Origin of the sequence: Actinomadura xylanilytica (genome assembly GCF_030283145.1) — a bacterium.
GTDB classification, from domain to species: Bacteria; Actinomycetota; Actinomycetes; order Streptosporangiales; family Streptosporangiaceae; genus Spirillospora; species Spirillospora xylanilytica.
Window position 1 is genome coordinate 96,374 of sequence record NZ_JASNWE010000005.1, and the last position, 21,448, is coordinate 117,821.

At 75.5% G+C, this 21,448-nt stretch carries 23 protein-coding genes and 1 pseudogene; 22 read left to right on the forward strand and 2 right to left on the reverse strand.

Annotated elements, in window-relative coordinates:
- The first annotated feature begins 77 nt into the window (after positions 1-77).
- The 4 genes from QP090_RS30220 (at position 78) to QP090_RS30235 (ending at position 3,369) form a co-directional block, all read left to right on the forward strand.
- Complete coding sequence (locus tag QP090_RS30220) at positions 78-479, forward strand: nuclear transport factor 2 family protein (RefSeq protein ID WP_285942912.1); 402 nt, start codon at positions 78-80, stop codon at positions 477-479.
- 159 nt (positions 480-638) lie between these two features.
- Positions 639-1,832 carry an acyl-CoA dehydrogenase family protein gene (locus QP090_RS30225; RefSeq protein WP_285942913.1) on the forward strand — a complete coding sequence of 398 codons (1,194 nt, stop codon included), beginning with the start codon at positions 639-641 and terminating at the stop codon, positions 1,830-1,832.
- Positions 1,829-2,905, forward strand: coding sequence for an acyl-CoA dehydrogenase family protein (locus tag QP090_RS30230; protein ID WP_285942914.1), 1,077 nt, complete (start codon positions 1,829-1,831; stop codon positions 2,903-2,905). The genes QP090_RS30225 and QP090_RS30230 overlap by 4 nt, the downstream gene beginning before the upstream one ends.
- Positions 2,906-3,036: 131 nt before the next feature.
- Positions 3,037-3,369, forward strand: coding sequence for a cupin domain-containing protein (locus QP090_RS30235; RefSeq protein WP_285942915.1), 333 nt, complete (start codon positions 3,037-3,039; stop codon positions 3,367-3,369).
- Between the two features lie 37 nt (positions 3,370-3,406).
- Here QP090_RS30235 and QP090_RS30240 read toward each other — a convergent pair whose 3' ends face one another.
- Together QP090_RS30240 and QP090_RS30245 are read right to left on the reverse strand one after the other, a co-directional pair.
- The gene (locus QP090_RS30240) at positions 3,407-4,054 is read right to left on the reverse strand and encodes an adenylate kinase family protein (RefSeq protein ID WP_285942916.1); all 648 of its coding nucleotides are present in this window, start codon (positions 4,052-4,054) and stop codon (positions 3,407-3,409) included.
- Between the two features lie 26 nt (positions 4,055-4,080).
- Positions 4,081-4,644, reverse strand: coding sequence for a universal stress protein (locus QP090_RS30245; RefSeq protein ID WP_285942917.1), 564 nt, complete (start codon positions 4,642-4,644; stop codon positions 4,081-4,083).
- Positions 4,645-4,961: 317 nt separating this feature from the next.
- Between QP090_RS30245 and QP090_RS30250 the strand changes: the two genes are divergently transcribed.
- The 18 genes and pseudogenes from QP090_RS30250 to QP090_RS30335 all read left to right on the forward strand — a co-directional run bounded on the left by QP090_RS30250 (position 4,962) and on the right by QP090_RS30335 (position 21,444).
- Entirely contained in the window at positions 4,962-5,888 is a 927-nt protein-coding gene (locus QP090_RS30250) for an RNA polymerase subunit sigma-70 (protein ID WP_285942918.1), read from the forward strand.
- Positions 5,889-5,987: 99 nt separating this feature from the next.
- Positions 5,988-6,761 carry a CoA transferase subunit A gene (locus QP090_RS30255; protein ID WP_285942919.1) on the forward strand — a complete coding sequence of 258 codons (774 nt, stop codon included), beginning with the start codon at positions 5,988-5,990 and terminating at the stop codon, positions 6,759-6,761.
- Positions 6,761-7,411, forward strand: coding sequence for a 3-oxoacid CoA-transferase subunit B (locus QP090_RS30260; RefSeq protein ID WP_285942920.1), 651 nt, complete (start codon positions 6,761-6,763; stop codon positions 7,409-7,411). The genes QP090_RS30255 and QP090_RS30260 overlap by 1 nt, the downstream gene beginning before the upstream one ends.
- Complete coding sequence (gene pcaH / locus QP090_RS30265; protein ID WP_285942921.1) at positions 7,408-8,073, forward strand: protocatechuate 3,4-dioxygenase subunit beta; 666 nt, start codon at positions 7,408-7,410, stop codon at positions 8,071-8,073. Before QP090_RS30260 ends, pcaH begins: the two co-directional genes overlap by 4 nt.
- A 1-nt stretch (position 8,074) precedes the next feature.
- Entirely contained in the window at positions 8,075-8,635 is a 561-nt protein-coding gene (gene pcaG / locus QP090_RS30270) for a protocatechuate 3,4-dioxygenase subunit alpha (RefSeq protein ID WP_285942922.1), read from the forward strand.
- The gene (pcaB, locus tag QP090_RS30275; RefSeq protein WP_285942923.1) at positions 8,625-9,806 is read left to right on the forward strand and encodes a 3-carboxy-cis,cis-muconate cycloisomerase; all 1,182 of its coding nucleotides are present in this window, start codon (positions 8,625-8,627) and stop codon (positions 9,804-9,806) included. Before pcaG ends, pcaB begins: the two co-directional genes overlap by 11 nt.
- Positions 9,803-10,567, forward strand: a complete 765-nt coding sequence (locus tag QP090_RS30280; protein WP_285942924.1) for an alpha/beta fold hydrolase — start codon at positions 9,803-9,805, stop codon at positions 10,565-10,567. Before pcaB ends, QP090_RS30280 begins: the two co-directional genes overlap by 4 nt.
- A gap of 110 nt (positions 10,568-10,677) precedes the next feature.
- A pseudogene (gene pcaC / locus QP090_RS30285) lies at positions 10,678-11,040 on the forward strand (4-carboxymuconolactone decarboxylase); the annotation flags it as partial.
- A 14-nt stretch (positions 11,041-11,054) separates the two neighbouring features.
- A complete protein-coding gene (locus QP090_RS30290) occupies positions 11,055-11,867 on the forward strand; it encodes an IclR family transcriptional regulator (protein WP_285942925.1) in 813 nt (270 codons plus the stop codon).
- 76 nt (positions 11,868-11,943) lie between these two features.
- Complete coding sequence (locus tag QP090_RS30295) at positions 11,944-13,101, forward strand: 4-hydroxybenzoate 3-monooxygenase (protein WP_285942926.1); 1,158 nt, start codon at positions 11,944-11,946, stop codon at positions 13,099-13,101.
- A gap of 40 nt (positions 13,102-13,141) precedes the next feature.
- The gene (locus tag QP090_RS30300) at positions 13,142-13,705 is read left to right on the forward strand and encodes a serine/threonine-protein kinase (protein ID WP_285942927.1); all 564 of its coding nucleotides are present in this window, start codon (positions 13,142-13,144) and stop codon (positions 13,703-13,705) included.
- Complete coding sequence (locus tag QP090_RS30305; RefSeq protein ID WP_285943824.1) at positions 13,630-14,211, forward strand: protein kinase domain-containing protein; 582 nt, start codon at positions 13,630-13,632, stop codon at positions 14,209-14,211. Before QP090_RS30300 ends, QP090_RS30305 begins: the two co-directional genes overlap by 76 nt.
- A 241-nt stretch (positions 14,212-14,452) precedes the next feature.
- The gene (locus QP090_RS30310) at positions 14,453-15,067 is read left to right on the forward strand and encodes a TetR/AcrR family transcriptional regulator (protein ID WP_285942928.1); all 615 of its coding nucleotides are present in this window, start codon (positions 14,453-14,455) and stop codon (positions 15,065-15,067) included.
- 180 nt (positions 15,068-15,247) lie between these two features.
- Entirely contained in the window at positions 15,248-15,415 is a 168-nt protein-coding gene (locus QP090_RS30315) for a hypothetical protein (RefSeq protein WP_285942929.1), read from the forward strand.
- Positions 15,415-15,579 (forward strand): hypothetical protein, encoded by a 165-nt coding sequence (locus tag QP090_RS30320; RefSeq protein ID WP_285942930.1) that lies wholly within the window; start codon positions 15,415-15,417, stop codon positions 15,577-15,579. The genes QP090_RS30315 and QP090_RS30320 overlap by 1 nt, the downstream gene beginning before the upstream one ends.
- A gap of 92 nt (positions 15,580-15,671) precedes the next feature.
- Positions 15,672-16,496 (forward strand): phosphatase PAP2 family protein, encoded by an 825-nt coding sequence (locus tag QP090_RS30325; RefSeq protein WP_285942931.1) that lies wholly within the window; start codon positions 15,672-15,674, stop codon positions 16,494-16,496.
- Between the two features lie 205 nt (positions 16,497-16,701).
- Positions 16,702-19,974 (forward strand): bifunctional lysylphosphatidylglycerol synthetase/lysine--tRNA ligase LysX, encoded by a 3,273-nt coding sequence (lysX, locus tag QP090_RS30330; RefSeq protein ID WP_285942932.1) that lies wholly within the window; start codon positions 16,702-16,704, stop codon positions 19,972-19,974.
- 114 nt (positions 19,975-20,088) lie between these two features.
- Complete coding sequence (locus QP090_RS30335) at positions 20,089-21,444, forward strand: ABC1 kinase family protein (RefSeq protein WP_285942933.1); 1,356 nt, start codon at positions 20,089-20,091, stop codon at positions 21,442-21,444.
- The last annotated feature ends 4 nt before the right edge of the window (positions 21,445-21,448 follow it).

Sequence of the window (21,448 nt, forward strand, 5' to 3'; positions counted from 1 at the left end):
GACAACCGGAGTGCTCACTCCGTATCTTCGAGCTATCCGGAGTGATTGCTCCGATTGTAGTCCCGGGAGGTCCTTCCATGTCCGAGTCGTCATCCAGCCCGCGCGCCGTCTTTCAGCGGCTCCTCGACGGCGTCACGGAGAAGCGCGCCGACGAACTGCCCCTCCTGTACGCCGAGGACGCGGTGGTCGTGCACCCGTTCGCCGAGCCCGTCTCGCCCCTCAACGGACGCGCGGCGCTGCGCGAGCACTTCGCGCAGGTCCCCGACCTGCCGATCGAGATCCGGGCGCGCAACGTCGTGGTGCACGAGACCGCCGACCCGGAGGTGATCGTCGCCGAGTTCGAGTACGCGGGCCGCGTCACCACCACCGGCCGCGCGTTCACCGTTCCGAACATCTTCGTGATGAGGGTCCGCGACGGCCTGATCGTCGAGTCCCGCGACTACGCCCACCACGCGGCGTTCGCCGCGGCACTGGCCTGACGGGCGGTGCCTCCGACGCGGGACGCCGGTACGGCCCGGCGCGCGCCGATGTTGACTCGCTCGCCGGCGGGTTCCTAGGGTGGGCGCATACCGACCGGTTGGTATGTAACATCGCGGCGGCGCGCCGCCGCTCCCTCGTCCCGCGCGGAGGTCCGCCCTGTGAGCACTGCATCGCCCGACGCCGACGAGCTCGGCAGGCGGGTCGGCGAGTTCCTCGCCGCACACGACCCCGCCGGTGCCGAGCCGCTGGAGTTCCTGCGGGCCAGGTTCGCCGCCGGCCTGGCTTGGGTCCACTACCCGGAGGGCCTCGGTGGGCTCGGCGCCCCGCGCGCGCTCCAGCCCGCCGTCGACCGCCGGTTCGCCGAGGCGGGGGCGCCCTCCAACCGGCCCGAGCGCAACGGCATCGGGCTCGGCATGGCCGCCCCGACGATCCTGGCGTTCGGCACCGAGGAGCTGAAGCGGCGCTTCCTGCGCCCGCTGTGGACCGGCGAGGAGATCTGGTGCCAGCTCTTCAGCGAGCCCGGCGCCGGGTCCGACCTCGCCGCGCTCGGCACCCGCGCGGTGCCGGACGGCGACGGCTGGACGGTCAACGGGCAGAAGGTGTGGACCTCGATGGCCCACGAGGCGCGCTGGGCGATCCTGGTCACCCGCACCGACCCGGACGTGCCCAAGCACCGCGGCATGACCTACTTCGTCTGCGACATGACCGCGCCCGGCGTCGAGGTCCGCCCGCTGCGGCAGGCCACCGGCGAGGCCGAGTTCAACGAGGTGTTCCTCACCGACGTGCGGATCCCCGACGAGCACCGGCTCGGCGCGGTCGGCGACGGCTGGCGGGTCGCCACCACCACGCTGATGAACGAGCGGGTCGCCATCGGCGGCGCCGCCGCCCCGCGCGAGAGCGGCATGATCGGCGTCGTCGCCGGGCTGTGGCGGGACCGGCCCGAGCTGCGCACCGCCGGGCTGCACGGCGACCTGATGCGGCTGTGGGTGGAGACCGAGGCGGCCCGGCTCACCGGCGAGCGGCTGCGCCAGGCGCTCACCGCGGGCCAGCCCGGACCGGAGGGGTCGGCCGCCAAGCTCGCCTTCGCCCGGCTCAACCAGGAGGTGTCCGGGCTGGAGCTGGAACTGCTCGGCGAGGACGGGCTGCGCTACGACGACTGGACGATGCGCCGTCCGAGCGCGGTCGACTTCACCCACCGTTCGCCCGGCTACCGCTACCTGCGGGCCAAGGGCAACTCCATCGAGGGCGGCACCTCGGAGATCCTGCGGAACATCATCGCCGAGCGCGTGCTCGGCCTGCCGGGCGAGATCCGGGTCGACAAGGACGTGCCGTGGAAGGACCTCCCCAGATGAGCGACCTGCTGTACAGCGAGGTCGAGGACGACCTCCGCGCCGGCGTCCGCGGGATGCTCGACGACAAGGCTCCCTGGGGCGAGGTGCTCGCCGGCACCGAGCGGGACGAGCCGTACGACGCCGCGCTGTGGGGCGCGGTCGCGGTCCGGCTCGGCTGCGCCGGGCTGCCGGTGCCCGAGGAGCTCGGCGGCGCGGGCGCCACCTGGCGGGAGGCCGCCGTGGTGATGGAGGAGCTCGGCCGGGCCGTCGCGCCCGTCCCGTTCCTGACCAGCGCGGTGCTCGCGACGGCGGCGCTGCTGGCCGCCGGGGAGCGCGAGCTGCTCGCCGAGGTGGCCTCCGGCGACCGGATCGCGGTGCTCGCGGTCCCGCTGAGCACCGCGCCGGGCGGGCCGGCGACGGGGGCCGTCCGGGCCGCGGACGGGACGCTGACCGGGCGGGTGGGCAGCGTGGCCGACGGCGCCGCCGCCGACGTGCTGCTGGTGCCCGCCCCGGACGGGCTGTACGCGGTCGACGCCGCCGCCGCCGAGCGCACGCCGGTGATCTCGCTCGACATGACGCGCAGGCTGTGCGACCTCACGTTCTCCGCCGCGCCCGCCCGGCGGGTGGCCGGCGGCACGGCCGCGGTGGAGGCCGCGCTCACCACGGGCGCCGCGCTGCTCGCCTCCGAGCAGCTCGGGCTGGCCGAACGGTGCCTGGACCTCACGGTCGCCCACCTCAAGACCCGCTACCAGTTCGGCCGTCCGGTCGGCTCGTACCAGGGGCTCAAGCACCGGCTCGCCGACCTGTGGACGGCGATCACCCAGGCCCGCGCCGTGGCCCGCTACGCCGTGGCGTGCGTCGCGGACGGCGACCCCGACACCGCCGTCGCGGTGGCCGTCGCGCAGGCGCACTGCTCGGCGGTCGCGGTGCAGGCCGCGGAGGAGTGCGTCCAGATGCACGGCGGGATCGGCTTCACCTGGGAGCATCCCGCGCACCTGTATCTCAAGCGGGCCAAGAGCGACGCGATCGCGCTCGGCACACCCGACCGGCACCGCGCCGCGCTCGCGGTGCTGCTGGACCTGCCCCCGGCCTGACCCGGGTCCGGGCGACGGCGCGTCCGCCGGCCCCGCCCGCGAGCCCGGGCCCGCGGGCGGGGCGGCCGGATGGCCATCCGCTGGTGCTCGCTTTGCCGAATCTCCGGACGGCTTCTGAGATGGTCGATGACATGCGGAAAGTATCTCTGGACGCGCTGGCGCGGGAGCACCTGAAGAAGGCGGCGGAGGAGGGTGCCGGGCGCAGCTCCGGCACCGTCCACGGGGGGCACGAGAACGTGCTCAGGCAGACCGTCATCGCGCTGGCGTCCGGCCGTCGCCTCGCCGAGCACGAGAACCCCGGCGAGGCGACGGTCCACGTGCTGCGCGGCCGGGTGCGCCTCGACGCGGGGGAGGACTCCTGGGAGGGGCGGGCCGGCGACCTGATCGTCGCCCCGGCGTCGCGGCACTCGCTGGAGGCGCTGGAGGACTCCGCCGTCCTGCTCACCGTGGCGAAGCTCCCGTGACCCCGTGACCCGTGGCCGTGATCGGCGGCGGTCGGGGTCAGGGGCGGTGGGGCGGGAGGCCGAGCCGCTCCCTGATGGCCTGCTGCACCTGGTCGACGCCCGCCCGCGCGTCCACGGTGACCACGAACTCCTTGCCCCGGAACAGCTCCAGCACGGGATCGGTCTTCTCGTGGTGCAGCCGGAGGCGTTCGGCGAGGACCTCCTCGGAGTCGTCCTCGCGGCTGACCAGCTCGCCGCCGCACACGTCGCAGCGCCCCTCGCGCTCGGGGCGGTGCGCGATGAGGTTGTAGTCGAGGCCGCAGCCCGAGCACAGCCGCCGGGCCAGCACGCGGCGGCGCACCTCCGCGTCCGGCAGGTCGAGGTGGATGACGCCGTCGATGTCGTAGCTCTCCAGGAAGAACTCCGCCTGCCTGCGGTTGCGCGGGAAGCCGTCGATGACGAAGCCGTGGTTCCAGTCGTGCTGGTCCAGCCGCTCGCGCACCACGCGCTCGGCCAGGTCGTCGCCGACCAGCTCGCCCGCCGCCATCGTCCGGCGGACCAGGGCGCCGAGCTTGGTGCGGTTCTGCACGTGCCAGCGGAAGACGTCGCCCACGCTGATGTGCACCAGGTCCAGGTCGCGGGCGAGCAGCAGCGACTGCGTGCCCTTCCCGCTGCCCTGCACTCCGACGATGACGTATTTGCGCATGACCGCCCCCCAGCCAGGGGACGATCTTACCGGGAGTGCCTCGGCCGCCGCCCGATCCGCCGCAGGCGCGGCCGGTCGGGGTCGGGCCCCGGATCCGGGGGCCGGTCCTGCGCGGCGAGCGATTCCAGCAGTGCGTCCAGCGACGGCGGCCGGACGCACACCAGGGTGGCCTGGGCGCGCCGCGCGCAGTGCAGCCGCACCGAGGGCCGGACGAGCCGCGACAGCGGGCCCCGGGAGCCGTGCCCGACGACCAGGAGGTCGTCGTCGCCGGCGAGCCGGACCAGGGTGGCGCCCGGCTCGCCGACCAGGGCGAGCGCGCTCAGCTCGACGCCGTCCGGCGGCCCGTCCGACACCTCGGCGAGCAGCCGCGCGATCAGCTCGGCGCCCGCGCCGCGCAGCGCCTCGGTGACCCCGCAGCCGAGCTGCCCGGCCGCCGACACGTGCGGGGGCAGCGGCGCGGCGTGCACCACCAGCATCGGCAGCCGCCGGAGCCGGGCCTCGCCGATCCCCCAGGACAGGGCGCAGCGCGCGCCGGCGGAGTCGTCGACCCCCACGACCACGCGCGGGCCGCCCTCCGGTCTCGCGATCACATTCCCTCCCGAGGGTCCTTGCCACCGATGATGTGCAGTCCAGAGTGCAGGCATACCCGTTCCTACGGAAGTCTTTCGCGCCGGAGGACGCCAGGTTTCCCGAAGGTCGCGTTCCGACGGGGCCCGGCGCCGGTCGAACGGCCGTCCGCGCGGGGCCCGCGGCGCCTCCGGCGTGTCTGCCGATCGGGTGGAGTCGCAGGTCAGAGCCTATGATGGGGATGCGTCCCCGGTTCTGTCGGTGGGGCGGCCTACCGTCGGACGGGTGACTCCGGACCGCGGCGCCGCTCGGCGAAAGGCGCGACTGAAGGTGATCAATCATGGTGAACAGCACGATCGACCGCGACCATGACTTCCAGCGCCTCGCCGATCCCTACCGGCGGGAACTGCTGGCCCACTGCCACCGGATGCTCGGCTCGATCCACGACGCCGAGGACCTGGTGCAGGAGACCTACCTGCGGGCCTGGCGGTCCTACGGCGGCTTCGAGGGCCGCTCCTCGCTGCGCACCTGGCTCTACCGCATCGCGACCAACGCGTGCCTCACCGCGATCCACCAGCGCGGCCACCGGCCCCTGCCGTCCGGGCTCGGCGCGCCAGACGAGGAGCCAGAGCGGCGCGCGGTCGCCTCGCCCGGCGGGCCCTGGCCGGAGCCCGCGCCCGGCGCGGTGCCGGCCTCCGAGTCGGCCGATCCCGCCTCGATCGTCGCCGCCCGCGAGTCGACCCGGCTGGCGTTCGCCGCGGCCCTCCAGCTCCTGCCGCCCAACCAGCGCGTCGTGCTCATCCTGCGGGACGTGCTCAAATGGCGGGCGGCCGAGGTCGCCGGGCTGATGCGGACCTCCACCGTCTCGGTCAACAGCGCGTTGCAGCGGGCCCGCGCCCGGCTCGAGCGGGCCGCCCCGGCCCGCGACGAGCTGACCGAGCCCACCGACCCGCGCCGCCGCGAGCTCCTCGACCGGTACGCCGCGGCCTTCGAGGCGGCCGACATCGGCGCGCTGATCGAGCTGTTCAAGAAGGACGCGGTCTGGGAGATGCCACCCTTTCCCGAGTGGTACGCGGGCGCCGCGCACGTCGGCCGGATCGCCCGGACCCGGCGCGGCGACGACGGCGTGCACCGCCCGTTCCGGTTCCAGGTGGTCAGGGCCACCACCGACGGCATCGCGCGCATCTCGGCGTTCTCCGGCACCGCGCCGTTCGCGCCGTCCGGGCGGCCCGAGCGGGCCCGGGAACCCGGCCCGGCCTTCCACTGAGCGGAAACCCGCTCCCGGCGCCGGCCGGATCCGCTGGGAGGCTGGCGTCATCGGCGGACCCGGTGACCGGGGCGCGCCGGGGAGCGGATGGGGAGGCACATGGACAAGGTCGTGGCCTCGGCGGCGGAGGCCGTCGCCGGTATCGGTGACGGGGCCTCGCTGGCCGTCGGGGGCTTCGGGCTCTGCGGGGTGCCGGCGGTGCTGATCGGCGCCCTGTACGAGCGGGGCACCGGCGATCTGCGGGTGGTCTCCAACAACTGCGGGCTCGACGGCCGGGGGCTCGGCCGGCTGCTCGCCGCCGGGCGGATCGCGCGCGCCATGGGCTCGTACGTGGGCGACAACAAGGAGTTCGCCCGGCAGTACCTGGCCGGCGAGATCGAGGTCGAGCTGATGCCGCAGGGCACCCTCGCCGAGCGGCTGCGCGCGGGCGGCGCGGGCATCCCCGCGTTCTACACCCCCGCCGGCGTCGGCACGATGGTCGCCGACGGCGGGCTGCCCTGGCGGTACGCGCCGGACGGCACCGTCGCGATCGCGTCCCCGGCCAAGGAGGTCCGCGAGTTCGGCGGGCGCCGCCACGTGCTGGAGGAGGGCATCACCACCGACGTCGCCCTGGTCCGCGCGGCCCTGGGCGACCGGCACGGCAACCTGGTCTTCGACCGGGCCGCCCGCAACTTCAACCCGCTGTGCGCGATGGCCGGCCGGGTCACGCTGGCCGAGGTCGAGCGGCTGGTCGAGCCCGGCGAGATCGACCCCGACGCGGTGCACCTGCCGGGCGTGTTCGTCCAGCGCGTGGTCGAGCTGACCCCCGCGCAGGCGGCCGACAAGCCGGTCGAGAAGCGCACGGTGACGGCGCGGGGAGGGGAGCGGTCCTGATGGCCTGGTCCAGGAACGAGATCGCGGCCCGTGCGGCGGCCGAGCTTCCCGACGGCGCCTACGTCAACCTCGGCATCGGGCTCCCGACGCTGATCCCCGGATACGTGCCCGAGGGCCGGCACGTGGTCCTGCACGCCGAGAACGGCGTGCTGGGCGTCGGCCCCTACCCCGGCGAGGACGAGGTCGACCCCGACCTGATCAACGCGGGGAAGGAGACGGTGACGGTCCTGCCGGGCGCGTCCTGCTTCGACTCCGCGCTGTCGTTCGGCATGATCCGCGGCGGCCACATCGACATCGCGGTGCTCGGCGCGATGGAGGTCTCGGCCCGCGGCGACCTGGCCAACTGGTCGGTCCCCGGAAAGATGATCAAGGGGATGGGCGGCGCGATGGACCTGGTCCACGGTGCCCGCCGGGTGATCGTGGTGATGGGCCACACCGCCCGGGACGGCTCGCCCAAGATCGTCGAGAGCTGCGCGCTGCCGCTGACCGGGACCGGCTGCGTCGACCGGATCATCACCGACCTCGGCGTCCTGGACGTCACCCCGGACGGCCTGGTCCTGAGCGAGACCGCGCCCGGCGTCACCGCCGCCGAGGTCCGCACCGCCACCGGGGCGGCCGTGGCCGTCCCGGCCGAGGGGGGCCCCGCATGAGCCACCCGCCCTACCTGTACCCGGGCTACCGGAGCACCGTTCTGCGCGCCCCCGCGCACGAGCCGGTGATGCCCGTGCTCGGGCCCGACAGCGTCGAGCTGACCTCCCCGGTCTTCGGGCACGAGGAACTCGGCGCGCTGGACGCCGACCTGACCGGGCGGCACCCCGGCGAGCCGCTCGGCGAGCGGATCATCGTGACCGGCCGGCTGCTGGACGGCTCGGGCCGCCCGGTGCGCGGCGCGCTGGTCGAGGTGTGGCAGGCCAACGCCGCCGGACGGTACGCGCACGGCGGCGACCGGCACCCCGCGCCGCTCGACCCGAACTTCACCGGCGCGGGGCGCTGCCTCACCGACGGCGAGGGCCGCTACCGCTTCGTCACGATCAAGCCCGGCGCCTACCCGTGGCGCAACCACCGCAACGCCTGGCGCCCGGCGCACATCCACTTCTCGGTGTTCGGCACCGCGTTCGCGCAGCGCCTGGTCACGCAGATGTACTTCCCGGGCGACCCGCTCTTCGCCCATGACCCGATCCTCCGGTCGATCCCCGAGCAGGACGACCGCGACCTGCTGGTCTCGCGGTTCGACCTGGACGCCACCGAGCCCGAGTGGGCGCTCGGCTACCAGTGGGACATCGTCCTCGGCGACACCCCGACGGAGGCATGAGATGACCGCTCCGCACCTGCGGGCCACGCCCTCGCAGACCGTCGGCCCCTTCTTCGCGCACGCGCTGCCGTACGAGACCGGGCCCGAGGTCGTCCCCGGCTGGCGGCCCGGCGCGATCCGGGTGCACGGCCGCGTCCTCGACGGTGCGGGCACCGCCGTCCCGGACGCGCTCGTCGAGATCTGGCAGGCCGACGAGGACGGCGAGGTCCCGCGCCGCCCCGGCGGGCTGCGCCGCGCCGGGCACGGCTTCTCCGGCTTCGGCCGGTGCGCGACCAGCCCGGACGGCCACTACTGGTTCGACACCGTCAAGCCCGGCGCCGCCGGCGGGGGCGGCGCGGCCCCCTTCATCGCGGTGCTGGTCTTCGCCCGGGGCCTGCTCAAGCCGGTCTTCACCCGGCTGTACTTCCCCGAGGACGGCGCTGTCCACGCGGGCGACCCGCTGCTCGCGGCGGTCCCGGCCGCCCGCCGGGGCACCCTTGTCGCCGAGCGTGAGGACGGCGGGGCGTACCGTTTTGACATCCACCTCCAGGGTGAAGGGGAGACGGTCTTCCTTGGATTCTGAGGCTTCGCCGGACGTGGGGCTGCTGTCCCCGGTCCGGGCCGGGACGGGCGCCGAGGCGGCGACCGGCGACCTGGCGTGGCTCCAGGCGATGCTGGACGCCGAGGCCGCGCTCGCCCGCGCCCAGGCCCGGCTCGGGATCGTCCCCGCGGACGCCGCCGCGGCGATCACCGAGGCGGCCCGCGCCGACCGCTTCGACCTGCCCGCCCTGGCCCGCCGGGCGCGCGGCGCGGCCAACCCGGTGGTCCCGCTGCTGGCCGACCTGCGGCGGCTGGCCGGCCCGGCGGGCGAGCACGCGCACCGGGGCGCCACCAGCCAGGACATCGTCGACACCGGCGCCATGCTCGTCGCGGCCCGGACCAGGCGCGTCGTCCTCGCCCGGCTCGACCGGGCACTGGACGCGCTGGCCGGGATCGCGGCGCACCACCGCGGCACCCCGATGGCGGGACGCACCCTGGGCCGGCAGGCGCTGCCCACCACGTTCGGCGCGAAGGCCGCCGGGTGGCTCCTCGGCGTCCTGGACGCGCGCGACGCGCTCGCCGGCCTCGCCCTGCCGGTCCAGCTCGGCGGCGCCGCCGGCACCCTGGACGGCTTCGGCGACCTCGGCCTGGACCTGCTCGCCGCGTACGCCGCCGAGACCGGCCTGGACCGGCCGGTGCTGCCCTGGCACACCCGCCGCACGCCGGTCGCCGGGCTGGGCTCGGCGCTCGCGCTGACCGCGGGCGCGCTCGGCAAGGTCGCCACCGACGTGGTGCTGCTCGCGCAGAGCGAGGTCGCCGAGGTGGCCGAGCCCGCGGCGCCCGGCCGGGGCGGCTCGTCGGCGATGCCGCACAAGCGCAACCCGGCGCTGGCCACCATGGTCCGGTCGGCGGCGCTCCAGGTCCCCGCCTACGCCCAGGTCCTGTTCGCCTCGATGTCCGCGCCGCACGAGCGGCCCGCGGGCGAATGGCACGCCGAATGGCAGCCGCTCCGCGAGTGCCTGCGCCTCACCGGCGGCGCCGCCGAGACCGCCGCCGAGATGCTGGACGGCCTGGAGGCCGACGCCGGGCGGATGGCCGCCAACCTCGGCGCCCTGCTCGACGTCCTGCCCGGCGACCCCGGCGTCGGCGCCGCCCCCGCCATGACCGACCGCGCCCTGGCCGCGTACGAGGCGTACCGAAGGATCCGCGCATGATCTTGAAGCACCGTTTCGACGGCCCCGAGGACGCGCCCGTCCTGGTCCTCGGGCCCTCCCTGGGCACCACCTCGGCCCTCTGGAACCCCCAGCTGCCCGCGCTCGCCCGCTGGCGGACCCTGCGGTACGAGCTGCCCGGCCACGGAGGTGCGCCCCCGCCCGCCGGGCCGTTCACCGTCGAGGACCTCGCCGCCGGGGTGGCGGGCCTCCTCGACCGGTACGGGATCGGCCGGGCCGCCTGCGCCGGGGTGTCGCTCGGCGGGGCCGTGGGCCAGGCCCTCGCCCTGGCCGCGCCCGGCCGGGTGGGCAGCCTGGTCCTGTGCTGCACGTCCTCGCACTTCGGGCCGCCGGAGCCCTGGCTCGAGCGGGCCGCGCTCGTCCGCCGCGAGGGCCTCGGGCCGATCGCCGGCACGGCCGCCGGGCGCTGGTTCACCCCCGGCTTCACCGGTGCCGGGCCCTACGTCGCGATGCTGCGCGCGGTGGACCCCGAGGGCTACGCCGGCTGCTGCGAGGCGCTCGCCCGGTTCGATGTCACCGCCCGCCTCGGCGAGATCACCGCGCCGGCGCTGGTCGTCGCCGGGGCCGAGGACGTCGCGACGCCGCGCGGAGCCCATGCCGACGTGCTGGCCGCGGGCATCCCCGGCGCCCGGCTGGTCGTCATCGGCGCCGCGGGCCACCTGGCGAGCGCCGAGCGCCCCGGCCCGGTCACCGACGCGATCACCGGGCACCTGGACCTGACCTGGAAGGGACTCCACCGATGAGCGACGAGCTGGACACGGGCGAGCGGGCGGACACGGGCGAGCGGGCGGACGCGGCCGGGCGGGTGGACGCGGCCGGGCGGGCGGACGCCCTCGCCGAGGGCGACCGGCGGCGGCACGCGGCGGGACTGGTGGTGCGGCGCGAGGTGCTCGGCGGCGCGCACGTCGACCGGGCCGCGGCGGGCACCACCGGGTTCACCGCCGACTTCCAGGACCTCATCACCCGGTACGCGTGGGGCGAGATCTGGACCCGGCCGGGCCTGGACCGCCGCACCCGGAGCTGCATCACGCTCACCGCCCTGGTCGCCGGGGGCCACGAGGGCGAGCTGGCCATGCACGTGCGCGCCGCGCTCCGCAACGGCCTCACCGAGGACGAGATCAAGGAGGTCCTGCTCCAGACCGCGATCTACTGCGGGGTCCCCGCCGCCAATTCCGCGTTCGCCGTCGCCCAGCGGGTACTTGCCGAGCAGGAGTGAGGACCGGGAGGAACATGGCGGAGCGGGCGCGGCCGATCAGCGTCGCGGGCAAGGTGATGGCGATCCTGGACGCCTTCGCCGCCGGCGGGGTGCGGCTCAACCTCAGCGAGATCTGCCGCCGGGCCGGGCTGCCGCTCGCGACCGGGCACCGGCTGGTCGGCGAGCTGGCCGCGGGCGGCTTCCTGGAGCGGGTGCCGGACGGTACGTACCGCATCGGGACCCGGCTGTGGCGGATCGGCAGCCAGGCCCCGGCGGTCACCGGGCTGCGCGAGCTGGCCCTGCCGCACATGGAGGACCTCTACGAGGCGACGCACGACAACGTGCAGCTCGCCGTGCTGCGCGACGGGCGGGCGCTGTTCGTCGAGCGGCTGCGCGGCACCCGCTCGGTCCCGGTCGTCACCCAGGTCGGCGCGTCGCTGCCGCTGCACGCCACCGGCGTCGGCAAGGTGCTGCTCGCGTACGCGCCCGAGGCGGTCCGCGAGGCCGTCCTCGCCGGGGGTCTGGACCGGCACTCGGCCCGCACCGTCACCGACCCGGCCGAGCTGCGCCGCTCCCTGGAGCAGGTCCGCCGCACCGGCTTCGCGGTGACCCGCGACGAAATGACGCTCGGCGCGGCCTCGGTCGCGGCCCCGGTGTTCGACGCGTCCGGCCGGGTGGCCGCCGCGCTGTCGCTGGTGGCGCGGACCCGCAGCGCCGACGTGCGGCGGCTGCTGCCGCCCCTGACCACCGCCGCGCGCGCCCTCTCCCGCGACGTGGCGGCGCACTGGCGGGGCGGCTCGGCCGGACGCCCCGACGAGCCTTCCGCTGAGCGGAAGACCGGCTCCTGAGGCCGCGCCGGCGCGCGGGACGATTCGGCGGGAGCCGGCCGGAGCCGGCGGGGGAGAGCGAGCAGGAGGAGGCGCCATGCGCACCCAGGTCGCGATCGTCGGGGGAGGCCCGGCCGGCCTGCTGCTGTCCCGGCTGCTGCACCGGCAGGGGATCGCGTCGGTGGTGCTGGAGGGCCGCGACCGGGCCTACGTCGAGCACCGGCAGCGCGCCGGGATGCTGGAGCAGGGCACGACCGACGTGCTGCGCGGCTGCGGCGCGGGCGAGCGCCTCGACCGCGAGGGCCTCGTGCACCACGGCCTGGAGCTGCGGTTCGGCGGCGCCGGGCACCGTATCCCGCTCACCGACCTGACCGGCCGCACGGTGACCGTCTACGCGCAGACCGAGATCGTCAAGGACCTGGTCGCACTGCGGCTCGCGGACGGCGGCGACGTCCGGTTCGGGGCGCGGGCGGTGGAGATCGACCCGTCCGGCCCGAGCGTGACCTACCGGCAGGACGGCCGGACGCACACCCTGGACTGCGACTACATCGCCGGCTGCGACGGCTTCCACGGGGTGGGCCGCCCGGCGGTGCCGGGGGTCCGCACGTTCTCGCGCGAGTACCCGTTCGCGTGGCTGGGGATCCTCGCCGACGTCCCGCCGTCCACGGGCGAGCTGATCTACGCCCACCACGACCGCGGGTTCGCGCTGCACAGCCTGCGCTCGCCCGCAGTGAGCCGGCTCTACCTCCAGGTCGCGCCGGACGAGGAGATCGCGGCCTGGCCGGACGCGCGGATCTGGGACGAGCTGGCGGTCCGGCTCGGCACCGGCGACGGCTGGACGCTGGACGAGGGGCCGATCACCGACCGGTCGATCACCCCGATGCGCAGCTTCGTCGCCGAGCCGATGCGGCACGACCGGCTGTTCCTGGCCGGCGACGCCGCGCACATCGTCCCGCCGACCGGCGCCAAGGGCCTCAACCTGGCGGTCTCCGACGTGACCGTGCTGGCCCGCGCGCTCACCGAGCGGTACGCCTCCGGCTCCGAGGCGCTGCTCGACTCCTACTCGGCCACCTGCCTGCGGCGCGTCTGGCGCGCCGAGCACTTCTCGTACTGGATGACGACGCTGCTGCACACCGACCCGCAGGCGGACGACTTCGCCCGGAGGCTCCAGCGGTCGCACCTGGACTACGTGGCGTCCTCCCCGGCCGCGGCGGCGTCACTGGCCGAGAATTACACCGGATTGCCCCTGACGTAGTGGTCTAGGCTCCCCTCGGACGGGGAGAAGGGGCCACCGGATGACCGACGACGGGCTTCCGCTGGGGAGCCGGTACGTGCTGGAGGAACGGCTCGGCGAGGGCGGCATGGGAGTGGTGTGGCGGGGCCGCGACACCCGCACCGGCACCGCCTACGCGATCAAGCTGCTCCGTCCGGAACTGGCCGGGAACCCGGCGGCGCTGACCCGGTTCGTCCGGGAGCGGACCGCGCTGCTGCGGGTCAGGCACGCCAACGTGGTCGCGGTGCACGACATGATCGTGGAGGGCGACCGGCTCGCGCTGGTGATGGACCTGGTGCCGGGCGAGGACCTGCGGGCCTACCGGCGCCGCCGGGGCGGGCGGCTGCCCGCCGCCGAGGCGGCCTGGCTGGTCGCGCAGGTGTGCACGGCGCTCGCGGCGGTGCACGCCGCCGACACGGTGCACCGCGACCTCAAGCCCGCCAACGTGCTGCTCGACCATGCCGGGCCGGCACCTCGCCGGTCCGGCTCGCCGACTTCGGCGTCGCCCGCATCCTCGACGAGACCACCGTCACCGCGGCGGGCGCCATCGCGGGCACGCCCGCCTTCCTGGCGCCCGAGGTGCTGAGCGGAGAGCCGGTCACCCCGGCCGCCGACGTGTATGCCGCCGGGGTCACGCTGTACGAGCTGGTGGCGGGAGAGCTGCCCTTCCGCGGCGACCATCCGGGAGCCGTGATGCGGGGCCATCTGAGCGCGGAGCCCGAGCCGGTGCCCGGCCTCCCGGACGGGCTGTGGCCGCTCATCGAGGAGTGCCTCGCCAAGCACCCCGCCGCCCGTCCCGCCGCGCTCGCGCTCGGCCACCGCCTGCTCGACATCGCGACGGCCGCCCGGACGGCCCCGTTCGCGCTCGTCCCGCCGCCGGTGGTGCCGGAGGCCGCCACGACCGGCGCACCGGCGTCCGCACCCGTACCCGCCTCCGCCTCCGCACCTGCTTCAGCGCCCGCGCTCGCTCCGCCCGCCACACCTGACACCCCTGCCGCCGCCAGTCCGGCCCTCATGCCGTCGCCCCCGGCACCCGTCAAGATGCTCGGCCAGCAGAACGCCGCTGGGTCTCATCGCGCTGCGCCAGCCTGACCTGCACGTACCAGGTGACGGCCAAGCCCGCGCGCGGCACGTACCGGGCGCTGCCCGGGTTCCAGTTCCAGGGCGCCTACCAGGGCACCGGGAGGGAGAGCCCGCCGGTGGCCTGCTGACCGGCCGGCGGCCATCGGGCCCGGACCGGGATGAGATGCACATCACCCAATATGGCAGCGCCTGAAATTTTGCGGGTTGTGCAAGTTTGGTCTACGGTGGTCTTCATGACCGTGGAGCCCCGATGACCGTGGAGACCGGCCTCGGTCTGCGCGAACGGAAGAAGGCCGCGACCCGCGAGGCGCTGAGCCGGGCCGCGCTGCGCCTGGCGATCCGGCACGGTGCCGCGGGCGTGACGGTCGAGGGCATCGCCGCCGAGGCGGGCGTCTCGCCGCGCACCTTCCACAACTACTTCGCGGGCAAGGAAGAGGCGATCGTCTCCCCGCTGACCGACGGCGCCCGCGACCTGATCGACGCGCTGCGGGCCCGGCCGGCCGCCGAGCCGGTCTGGACGTCGCTGCGCGCGGTGCTGGGCGCCGGCCTGCCGTCCGGCCCCCGCGAGGAGACCCTCGCGCTGCTGCGCGTGATCAAGGACGAGCCGGCGCTGCTGGCCCGCCAGCTCGGCGGGCTCGGCGAGATCCAGCGGCAGATCGCCGAGGTGATCGCGGACCGCACCGGCACCGACGCCGGGCGGGACCTCTACCCGCACCTGCTCGCCGGGGTGGTGGCGGTGACGCTGCGCGTCGTCGCCGAGGCCCGGGTGAACGGCGGGACCGGCGCCGACCTGCCCGAGCTGATCGACTCCGCGTTCGCGCAGCTCCGCGCCGGGCTCCCGCCGCCCGATCCGCGTCCCGCCTGACCCGCGTCCGGCGCCGGCCCGCCGCCGGCCGTGCGCCGGCCCCTCCAAGGCGGCATCCCACCCCCACCGCGGGGCTCACGGGACCTCCCGTGACCGCAGCCCGGCGACCCGCCAGGTCGCGCGGCGAGTCTCGCGCGCCCTAGTGACCGCTCCGGCCGCCTCCCGGCGTTCCCTGCATCGATGGGTTCTCTCTTGGCCACCTTCCTCTACCGGCTCGGCCGGTTCTCCTTCCGGCGGCGCAGGCTCGTCGCCCTGCTCTGGGTGGGGCTGCTGGTGCTCATGGGCGTCGGCGCCGCCGCGCTCAAGGGCCCGACCTCCAGCGACTTCTCCATCCCCGGGCGGCGGTGATGGCGCTCTTCGGGCGGGCCGCGTGGTGGCTGCCGTCCCCGCTCGCCAAGATCCTGCCCGACGTCGACGTCGAGGGTGAGAGGCTGCGGCATCTGCTCGGCGACGGCGAGAGCGTTCCCCGCCCGGACGGGGAACGAGAACTGGAGGACACCCGCGCCCGCTGAACGAACCCGGGCCGCCCGCCGAGGACGGGCGGTCCGGGGACCACCCCCCTCCGCACCGCCCCCCGCGGTGCCCACCCCCCGAAGGACCGCACATGAACCTGCTCCAGCAGCCGCCCCGGCTCCGGAGACCGGGCCGCCCCGCCGGGCCGGTGCGGCCGGACGGCGGTCCCGGCCGGCGGCCCCGGCCGCGGCCGGTCCGGGAGCTGCTGCTGATCACCGTGCTGTTCTGCGTCTACAAGCTGGGCCGGCTGGCGGCGACCGGACGGGTCGGCGAGGCGTTCGGGAACGCGCACCGGGTCTGGGATTTGGAGCGGGACCTGCGGCTGCCGAGCGAGGTGACCGTCCAGCACGGGCTGCTCCAGAGCCACGCGCTCGTGCACGTGGCCAACTCCTACTACGCCTACGTGCACTTCCCCGCGACGATCGCGTTCCTGCTCTGGATCTACCTGCGGCGGCCCTTCCACTACCGCTGGATCCGGCGGGTGGTGGTGGCGCTCACCGGCGCCGGGCTGGCGCTGCACCTGCTCCTCCCGCTTGCCCCGCCCCGGATGCTCACCGCCACCGGCCTGATCGACACGGGCGCCGAGTACGGGCCCGCGGTGTACGGGGCGCCGCAGACCGACACCGTCGCCAACCAGTACGCCGCCATGCCGTCGCTGCACATCGGGTGGGCCGTCGTCATCGCGGTCGGGCTGATCGTCAGCAGCCGCACCCGGTGGCGGTGGCTGTGGGCGGCGCACCCGCTCCTCACCGTCGCGGTCGTGGTCGCCACCGCCAACCACTACTGGCTGGACGGGGCGGTGGTCCTGCTGCTCCTGGCGGCCGTCCTACTGCTGCTCCGCCCGCCGCGCGCGGCCACGGGCACCACCGCCGCCGCCGCGGAATCCGCTCCACCTGCGGAACGCGGCCCCTCCTAGCGCTCCGGGACGGCCCCCAGCGTCTCCAGGCGTCGAACACCGCCATCGGCTCGTCGTCCTCGGCGGCGTCGGCGACAGTGGACCGGTCGGCGTCCACGACGGTGACCACGCCGGTGCCCGCCTGCCCCCTCCGGCCCGCCGCCGACCTGGGTAAAGTGGGCTGACGGCCGCTCGCGGGCCGGGCGGACGGCATCGGTCGGGGGACATGGTGCGGACGAGAACGGTGGTCGAGGCCGTACCGGCGGCGCTGGCGTGGTACCTGCGGCTGTCCGGCGTGGTCTCGATCCTGGCCTGGTTGTCGGCCGACTGGCTCGAGCGGCTGCTCGACGTGTGGATCCTGCGCTGGATCGGCTACTTCGGCTGGCTGCCCAGCATGCCGTGGGGCGTCCTGCTCATCCTGCTGTCCAACGGGGTGCGGCGCCGCAAGAAGGCGGCCTGGCGGATCACCCTGGCCCTGCTCGTGCTGTTCTTCGGGCTGTCGGTGCTGGCCCTGCTCCTCGGCGCCGCCGGGCCCGGGTTCGGGCCGGGCATCGGCGAGTGGCTGGCCGCGGTCGGCTACGGGGCGGCGCTGGTGCTGCTGACCGCGGCGCGGCGCGAGTTCCGCACGCTCCCCGACCGCGCCAACCTGCGGCTGGCGTTGCGGGTCTTCGGCGCGCTGCTGGTGGTCAGCGGCCTGATCGGCACCTCCCTGGTGTGGCTCACCGACCGCGACCCGAAGGGCGGGTTCTGGACCGAGCCGGTGTATGTGGCGGTCCAGACGCTCGTCGGCGCGGGCGTGACCGGCGACACCGTCGAGGTCGCCGTGCCGGGCTGGGTCGACATGTTCCTCGGCGTGCTCGGCACAGGGCTGCTGATGCTCACCGTGTGGGCGCTGTTCCGGCCGGCCCACCGCGACGCGGTGCTCACCCCGGCCGAGGAGCTGCGCGCCCGCGAGCTGCTGGCCGCCTTCGGCGAGGAGGACTCGCTCGGCTACTTCGCGCTGCGCCGCGACAAGGACCTGCTGGTCGCGCCGAACGGCCGGGCCGCCATCGCCTACCGGGCCCTCGGGCCGGTCTGCCTGGCCAGCGGCGACCCGCTCGGCGACCCCGAGTCGTGGGACCAGGCGATCGAGGCGTGGCTCGGCGAGTGCCAGGCGCACGCGTGGACGCCCGGCGCGGTCAGCGTGGGCGAGCGCGCCGCCGTCGCCTACCGGCGGCACGGCCTGAACGTGCTGGAGCTCGGCGACGAGGCGATCGTCGACACCACGGCCTTCAATCTGGACGGCCGCGAGATGCGGCAGGTCAGGCAGGCGGTGCGGCGGGTCGAGCGGGCCGGTTACACGGTCCGGGTCCGGCGGCACGAGCAGATCCCCGCCGTCGAGATGACCGCGATCGTGCAGCGCGCCGAGCAGTGGCGCGAGGGGGCGACCGAGCGCGGCTACTCGATGGCGCTCGGACGGCTCGGCGACCCGACCGACGGCCGCTGCGTGATGGTCGAGGCGTTCGACGCCGACGGGGTGCTACACGGGCTGCTGAGCTTCGTCCCATGGGGGCGCGACGGCCTCTCGCTCGACCTGATGCGGCGCGACGCGGCGGCCGAGAACGGGCTGAACGAGTTCATGGTCGCCAAGCTCGCCGAGCGGGCGGCCGCGGTCGGCGCCCGCCGCGTCTCGCTCAACTTCGCGGTGGCCCGCTCGACCTTCGAGCGCGGCTCGCAGATCGGCGCCGGCCCGGTCACCCGGCTGGCCTACCGGGTGCTGTCGCTCGCCTCCAGGTTCTGGCAGCTCGAGTCGCTGTACCTGTCCAACGCCAAATACCACCCCGACTGGGTGCCGCGGTACGTGTGCTTCGCCCACGTGAGCGGCGGCCTGATCCGGCTCGGGCTGGCGTACGGGCGCGCCGAAGGGTTCGTGCCGACCCTCACCCGGCGGCGGCTCGACGGGGCGGCGCACCGGGCGCCCACGCCAGAGCTGGTCGGCCGGATCGCCGAGATCGAGCGGCGCGCCGGCGAGGGCCGCGCCCCCAGGCGCCGGCCCTCGGAGCAGGAGCGGGTCCGGTACGAGAAGCTGGAGCGCATCCGCGCGGCGGGCGTCGACCCCTACCCGCCGGGCTTCGAGCGGACCGACGTCGCCGCGGGCCTGCGATCCCGGTTCGGCGGGCTCGCCGCCGGCGCGGCCACCGGCCGGCGCGCGTCCATCGCCGGCCGGGTGGTGCTGGCCCGCGAGCACGGCCGGCTGATCTTCGTGACGCTGCGCGACGAGACCGGCGACCTCCAGGTGATGCTGGCCGCCGACACGCTCGGCGCGGACGCGCTGGCCGGCTGGAAGTCGATGATCGACCTCGGCGACCAGGTCGGGGTGACCGGCGAGGTGGTCGCCAGTCGGCACGGCGAGCTGTCGGTGCTCGCGTCCGCGTGGACGCTGACCGCCAAGTGCCTGCACCCGCTGCCGGGCAAGCGGACCGGGCTGGCCGACCCCGAGGCGCGGGTGCGCCGCCGCACGGTCGAGCTGATCGGCAGCGACGAGGCCAGGCGGATGCTGCACAGGCGCGGCGACGCGGTGCGCGCCGTCCGCGACGTGCTGCGCGAGCGCGGCTACCTGGAGGTCGAGACGCCGATCCTCCAGCCGGTGCACGGCGGCGCGTCGGCCCGGCCGTTCACGACCCGGATCAACGCCTACGACATGCGGCTCTACCTGCGGATCGCGCCCGAGCTGTATCTCAAGCGGCTGCTGATCGGCGGGGTCGGGAAGGTGTTCGAGCTGGGCCGCGACTTCCGCAACGAGGGCGCCGACGCCGCGCACAATCCCGAGTTCACCATGCTGGAGGCCTACGAGCCGTACGGCGACTACGACACCATGGCCGTGCTCATCCGCGACCTGGTGATCGCCGGCGCCCGCGCCGCGCTCGGCACCACGATCGTCGTCCGCGACGGTGTGGAGCACGACCTGGCCGGGCCTTGGCGGGAGGTCACCGTCTATGGGTCGGTGTCGGAGGCCCTCGGCGAGGAGGTCGGGCCCGGCACCGCCCTCGACGTGGTCCGGCGGCACGCCGGGAGGGCCGGGATGGAGCCCGATCCCGCCTGGGGTCAGGGCCGCCTCGTCCAGGAGCTGTTCGAGGCGCTGGTCGAGTCCGGGCTCAAGGCCCCCACCTTCGTCCGCGACTACCCGGCCGAGACCTCCCCGCTCACCCGCCCGCACCGCGCGGACGACCGGCTCGCCGAGAAGTGGGACCTGATCGTCTTCGGAATGGAGCTCGGCACCGCCTACTCCGAGCTGACCGATCCGATCCTCCAGCGGCGGCGGCTCGTCGAGCAGTCGCTCCAGGCCGCCGGCGGCGACCCCGAGGCGATGGAGCTCGACGAGGACTTCCTCCGCGCGCTGGAGCACGGGATGCCCCCGGCGGGCGGCATGGGCATGGGCGTCGACCGGCTGCTGATCACCCTCACCGGCCGGCCCATCCGCGAGACGATCGCGTTCCCGCTGGTCCGGCCGGGCCGGTGAGCCGCCCGCAGCCCGGCTTTATGGCCGTGCGGGATATATCGCCGGGATTGCCCTATATGAGAGGCTGCGAGCGTCGTGCGCTACGCCGAACGACGACAGTTGGGACGGTCAGCCGTGAGTGACATACCCCGCCGCGCGGTGACGCGGACCGCCAAGCTGGCGAGCCTGCCCCTCGGGTTCGCCGGCCGCACCGCGCTCGGCTTCGGCAAGCGGACCATCGGACGCCCCGCCGAGGCCGTCGCGCTCGAGGTGCAGCGCCGCACCGCCGAGCAGCTCTTCTCGGTGCTGGGCGAGCTCAAGGGCGGCGCGATGAAGGTCGGCCAGCTCCTGTCGATCTTCGAGACCGGGCTGCCGGAGGAGCTCGCCGGGCCCTTCCGCGCCAGCCTGACCCGGCTTCAGGAGTCGGCGCCGCCGATGCCCGCCGCCACCACCCACCGCGTCCTGGCCGAGGGGCTCGGCCCGGACTGGCGCGACCGGTTCGCCGAGTTCGCCGACCGGCCGGCCGCCGCCGCCTCGATCGGGCAGGTGCACCGGGCGGTCTGGCACGACGGCCGCGAGGTCGCGGTCAAGGTGCAGTACCCCGGCGCCGGGCGCGCGCTGATGAGCGACTTCAACCAGATCTCCCGGCTGAGCCGGCTGATCAACCCGCTGTTCCCGGGCGTCGAGGTCAAGCCGGTCGTCGCCGACCTCAAGCGGCGGCTCGAGAAGGAGCTCGACTACGTCGACGAGGCCCGCGCGCAGACCGCCTTCCACGACGCCTACGCCGGCGATCCCGACATCCTGGTGCCCGCGGTCGTGGCCCAGTCGGGCAACGTCCTGGTCACCGAGTGGCTCGGCGGCACCCCGCTGGCCGAGGTCATCGCCGCGGGGACGCGGGAGGACCGCGACCGCGCCGGGCAGCTCCTCTTCCGGTTCCTGCTGTCCGGCCCGGCCCGCTGCGGGATGATCCACATCGACCCGCACCCGGGCAACTTCCGGCTGCTGGACGACGGGCGCCTCGGCGTCATGGACTTCGGCGGCGCGGCCCGCGTCCCGGCCGAGCTCCAGTGGTCGATCGGCAGGCTGCTGCGGATCGGCACCCTCGGCACGTCCGAGGAGATCGTGGCGGCCCTGCGCGAGGAGGGCTTCCTGGACCCGGGCGGCGAGGTGGATCCCGAGCAGGTCGCCGCCCTCGTCGTCCCGCACGCGACGCCGTTCGCCGAGGAGCGCTTGCGGTACACCCGCGAGTGGATGCGCCGTCAGACCGCGCACGGGTTCGGGGTCGCCTCGGACATGCGGCCCGGGGCCCTGGCCCGCCAGCTCCGGCTGCCGCCCCAGTACCTGGCCGTCAGCCGCGCGCTGGCGGGCTGCGGGGGCGTGCTGTGCCAGCTGGAGGCCGAGGTCGCGCTCCGCGCCGAGGCCGTGCGGTGGCTGCCGGGCTTCGCCGGCGACCAGGACCCCGAAGGCGAGGCGGCCGAGATCACCGCCTAGCGCC

Excerpts from the sequence above, each read along its gene's own strand:
- lysX (WP_285942932.1), top strand. The coding sequence starts at position 16,702 with ATGGTGCGGACGAGAACGGTGGTCGAGGCCGTACCGGCGGCGCTGGCG.
- QP090_RS30310 (WP_285942928.1), top strand. The coding sequence starts at position 14,453 with ATGACCGTGGAGACCGGCCTCGGTCTGCGCGAACGGAAGAAGGCCGCG.
- QP090_RS30320 (WP_285942930.1), top strand. The coding sequence starts at position 15,415 with ATGGCGCTCTTCGGGCGGGCCGCGTGGTGGCTGCCGTCCCCGCTCGCC.
- QP090_RS30240 (WP_285942916.1), bottom strand. The coding sequence starts at position 4,054 with ATGCGCAAATACGTCATCGTCGGAGTGCAGGGCAGCGGGAAGGGCACG.
- QP090_RS30300 (WP_285942927.1), top strand. The coding sequence starts at position 13,142 with ATGACCGACGACGGGCTTCCGCTGGGGAGCCGGTACGTGCTGGAGGAA.
- QP090_RS30255 (WP_285942919.1), top strand. The coding sequence starts at position 5,988 with ATGGACAAGGTCGTGGCCTCGGCGGCGGAGGCCGTCGCCGGTATCGGT.
- QP090_RS30220 (WP_285942912.1), top strand. The coding sequence starts at position 78 with ATGTCCGAGTCGTCATCCAGCCCGCGCGCCGTCTTTCAGCGGCTCCTC.
- QP090_RS30325 (WP_285942931.1), top strand. The coding sequence starts at position 15,672 with ATGAACCTGCTCCAGCAGCCGCCCCGGCTCCGGAGACCGGGCCGCCCC.
- QP090_RS30250 (WP_285942918.1), top strand. The coding sequence starts at position 4,962 with ATGGTGAACAGCACGATCGACCGCGACCATGACTTCCAGCGCCTCGCC.
- QP090_RS30290 (WP_285942925.1), top strand. The coding sequence starts at position 11,055 with ATGGCGGAGCGGGCGCGGCCGATCAGCGTCGCGGGCAAGGTGATGGCG.
- QP090_RS30315 (WP_285942929.1), top strand. The coding sequence starts at position 15,248 with ATGGGTTCTCTCTTGGCCACCTTCCTCTACCGGCTCGGCCGGTTCTCC.
- pcaG (WP_285942922.1), top strand. The coding sequence starts at position 8,075 with ATGACCGCTCCGCACCTGCGGGCCACGCCCTCGCAGACCGTCGGCCCC.
- pcaH (WP_285942921.1), top strand. The coding sequence starts at position 7,408 with ATGAGCCACCCGCCCTACCTGTACCCGGGCTACCGGAGCACCGTTCTG.
- QP090_RS30230 (WP_285942914.1), top strand. The coding sequence starts at position 1,829 with ATGAGCGACCTGCTGTACAGCGAGGTCGAGGACGACCTCCGCGCCGGC.
- QP090_RS30235 (WP_285942915.1), top strand. The coding sequence starts at position 3,037 with ATGCGGAAAGTATCTCTGGACGCGCTGGCGCGGGAGCACCTGAAGAAG.
- QP090_RS30260 (WP_285942920.1), top strand. The coding sequence starts at position 6,761 with ATGGCCTGGTCCAGGAACGAGATCGCGGCCCGTGCGGCGGCCGAGCTT.
- QP090_RS30295 (WP_285942926.1), top strand. The coding sequence starts at position 11,944 with ATGCGCACCCAGGTCGCGATCGTCGGGGGAGGCCCGGCCGGCCTGCTG.
- QP090_RS30280 (WP_285942924.1), top strand. The coding sequence starts at position 9,803 with ATGATCTTGAAGCACCGTTTCGACGGCCCCGAGGACGCGCCCGTCCTG.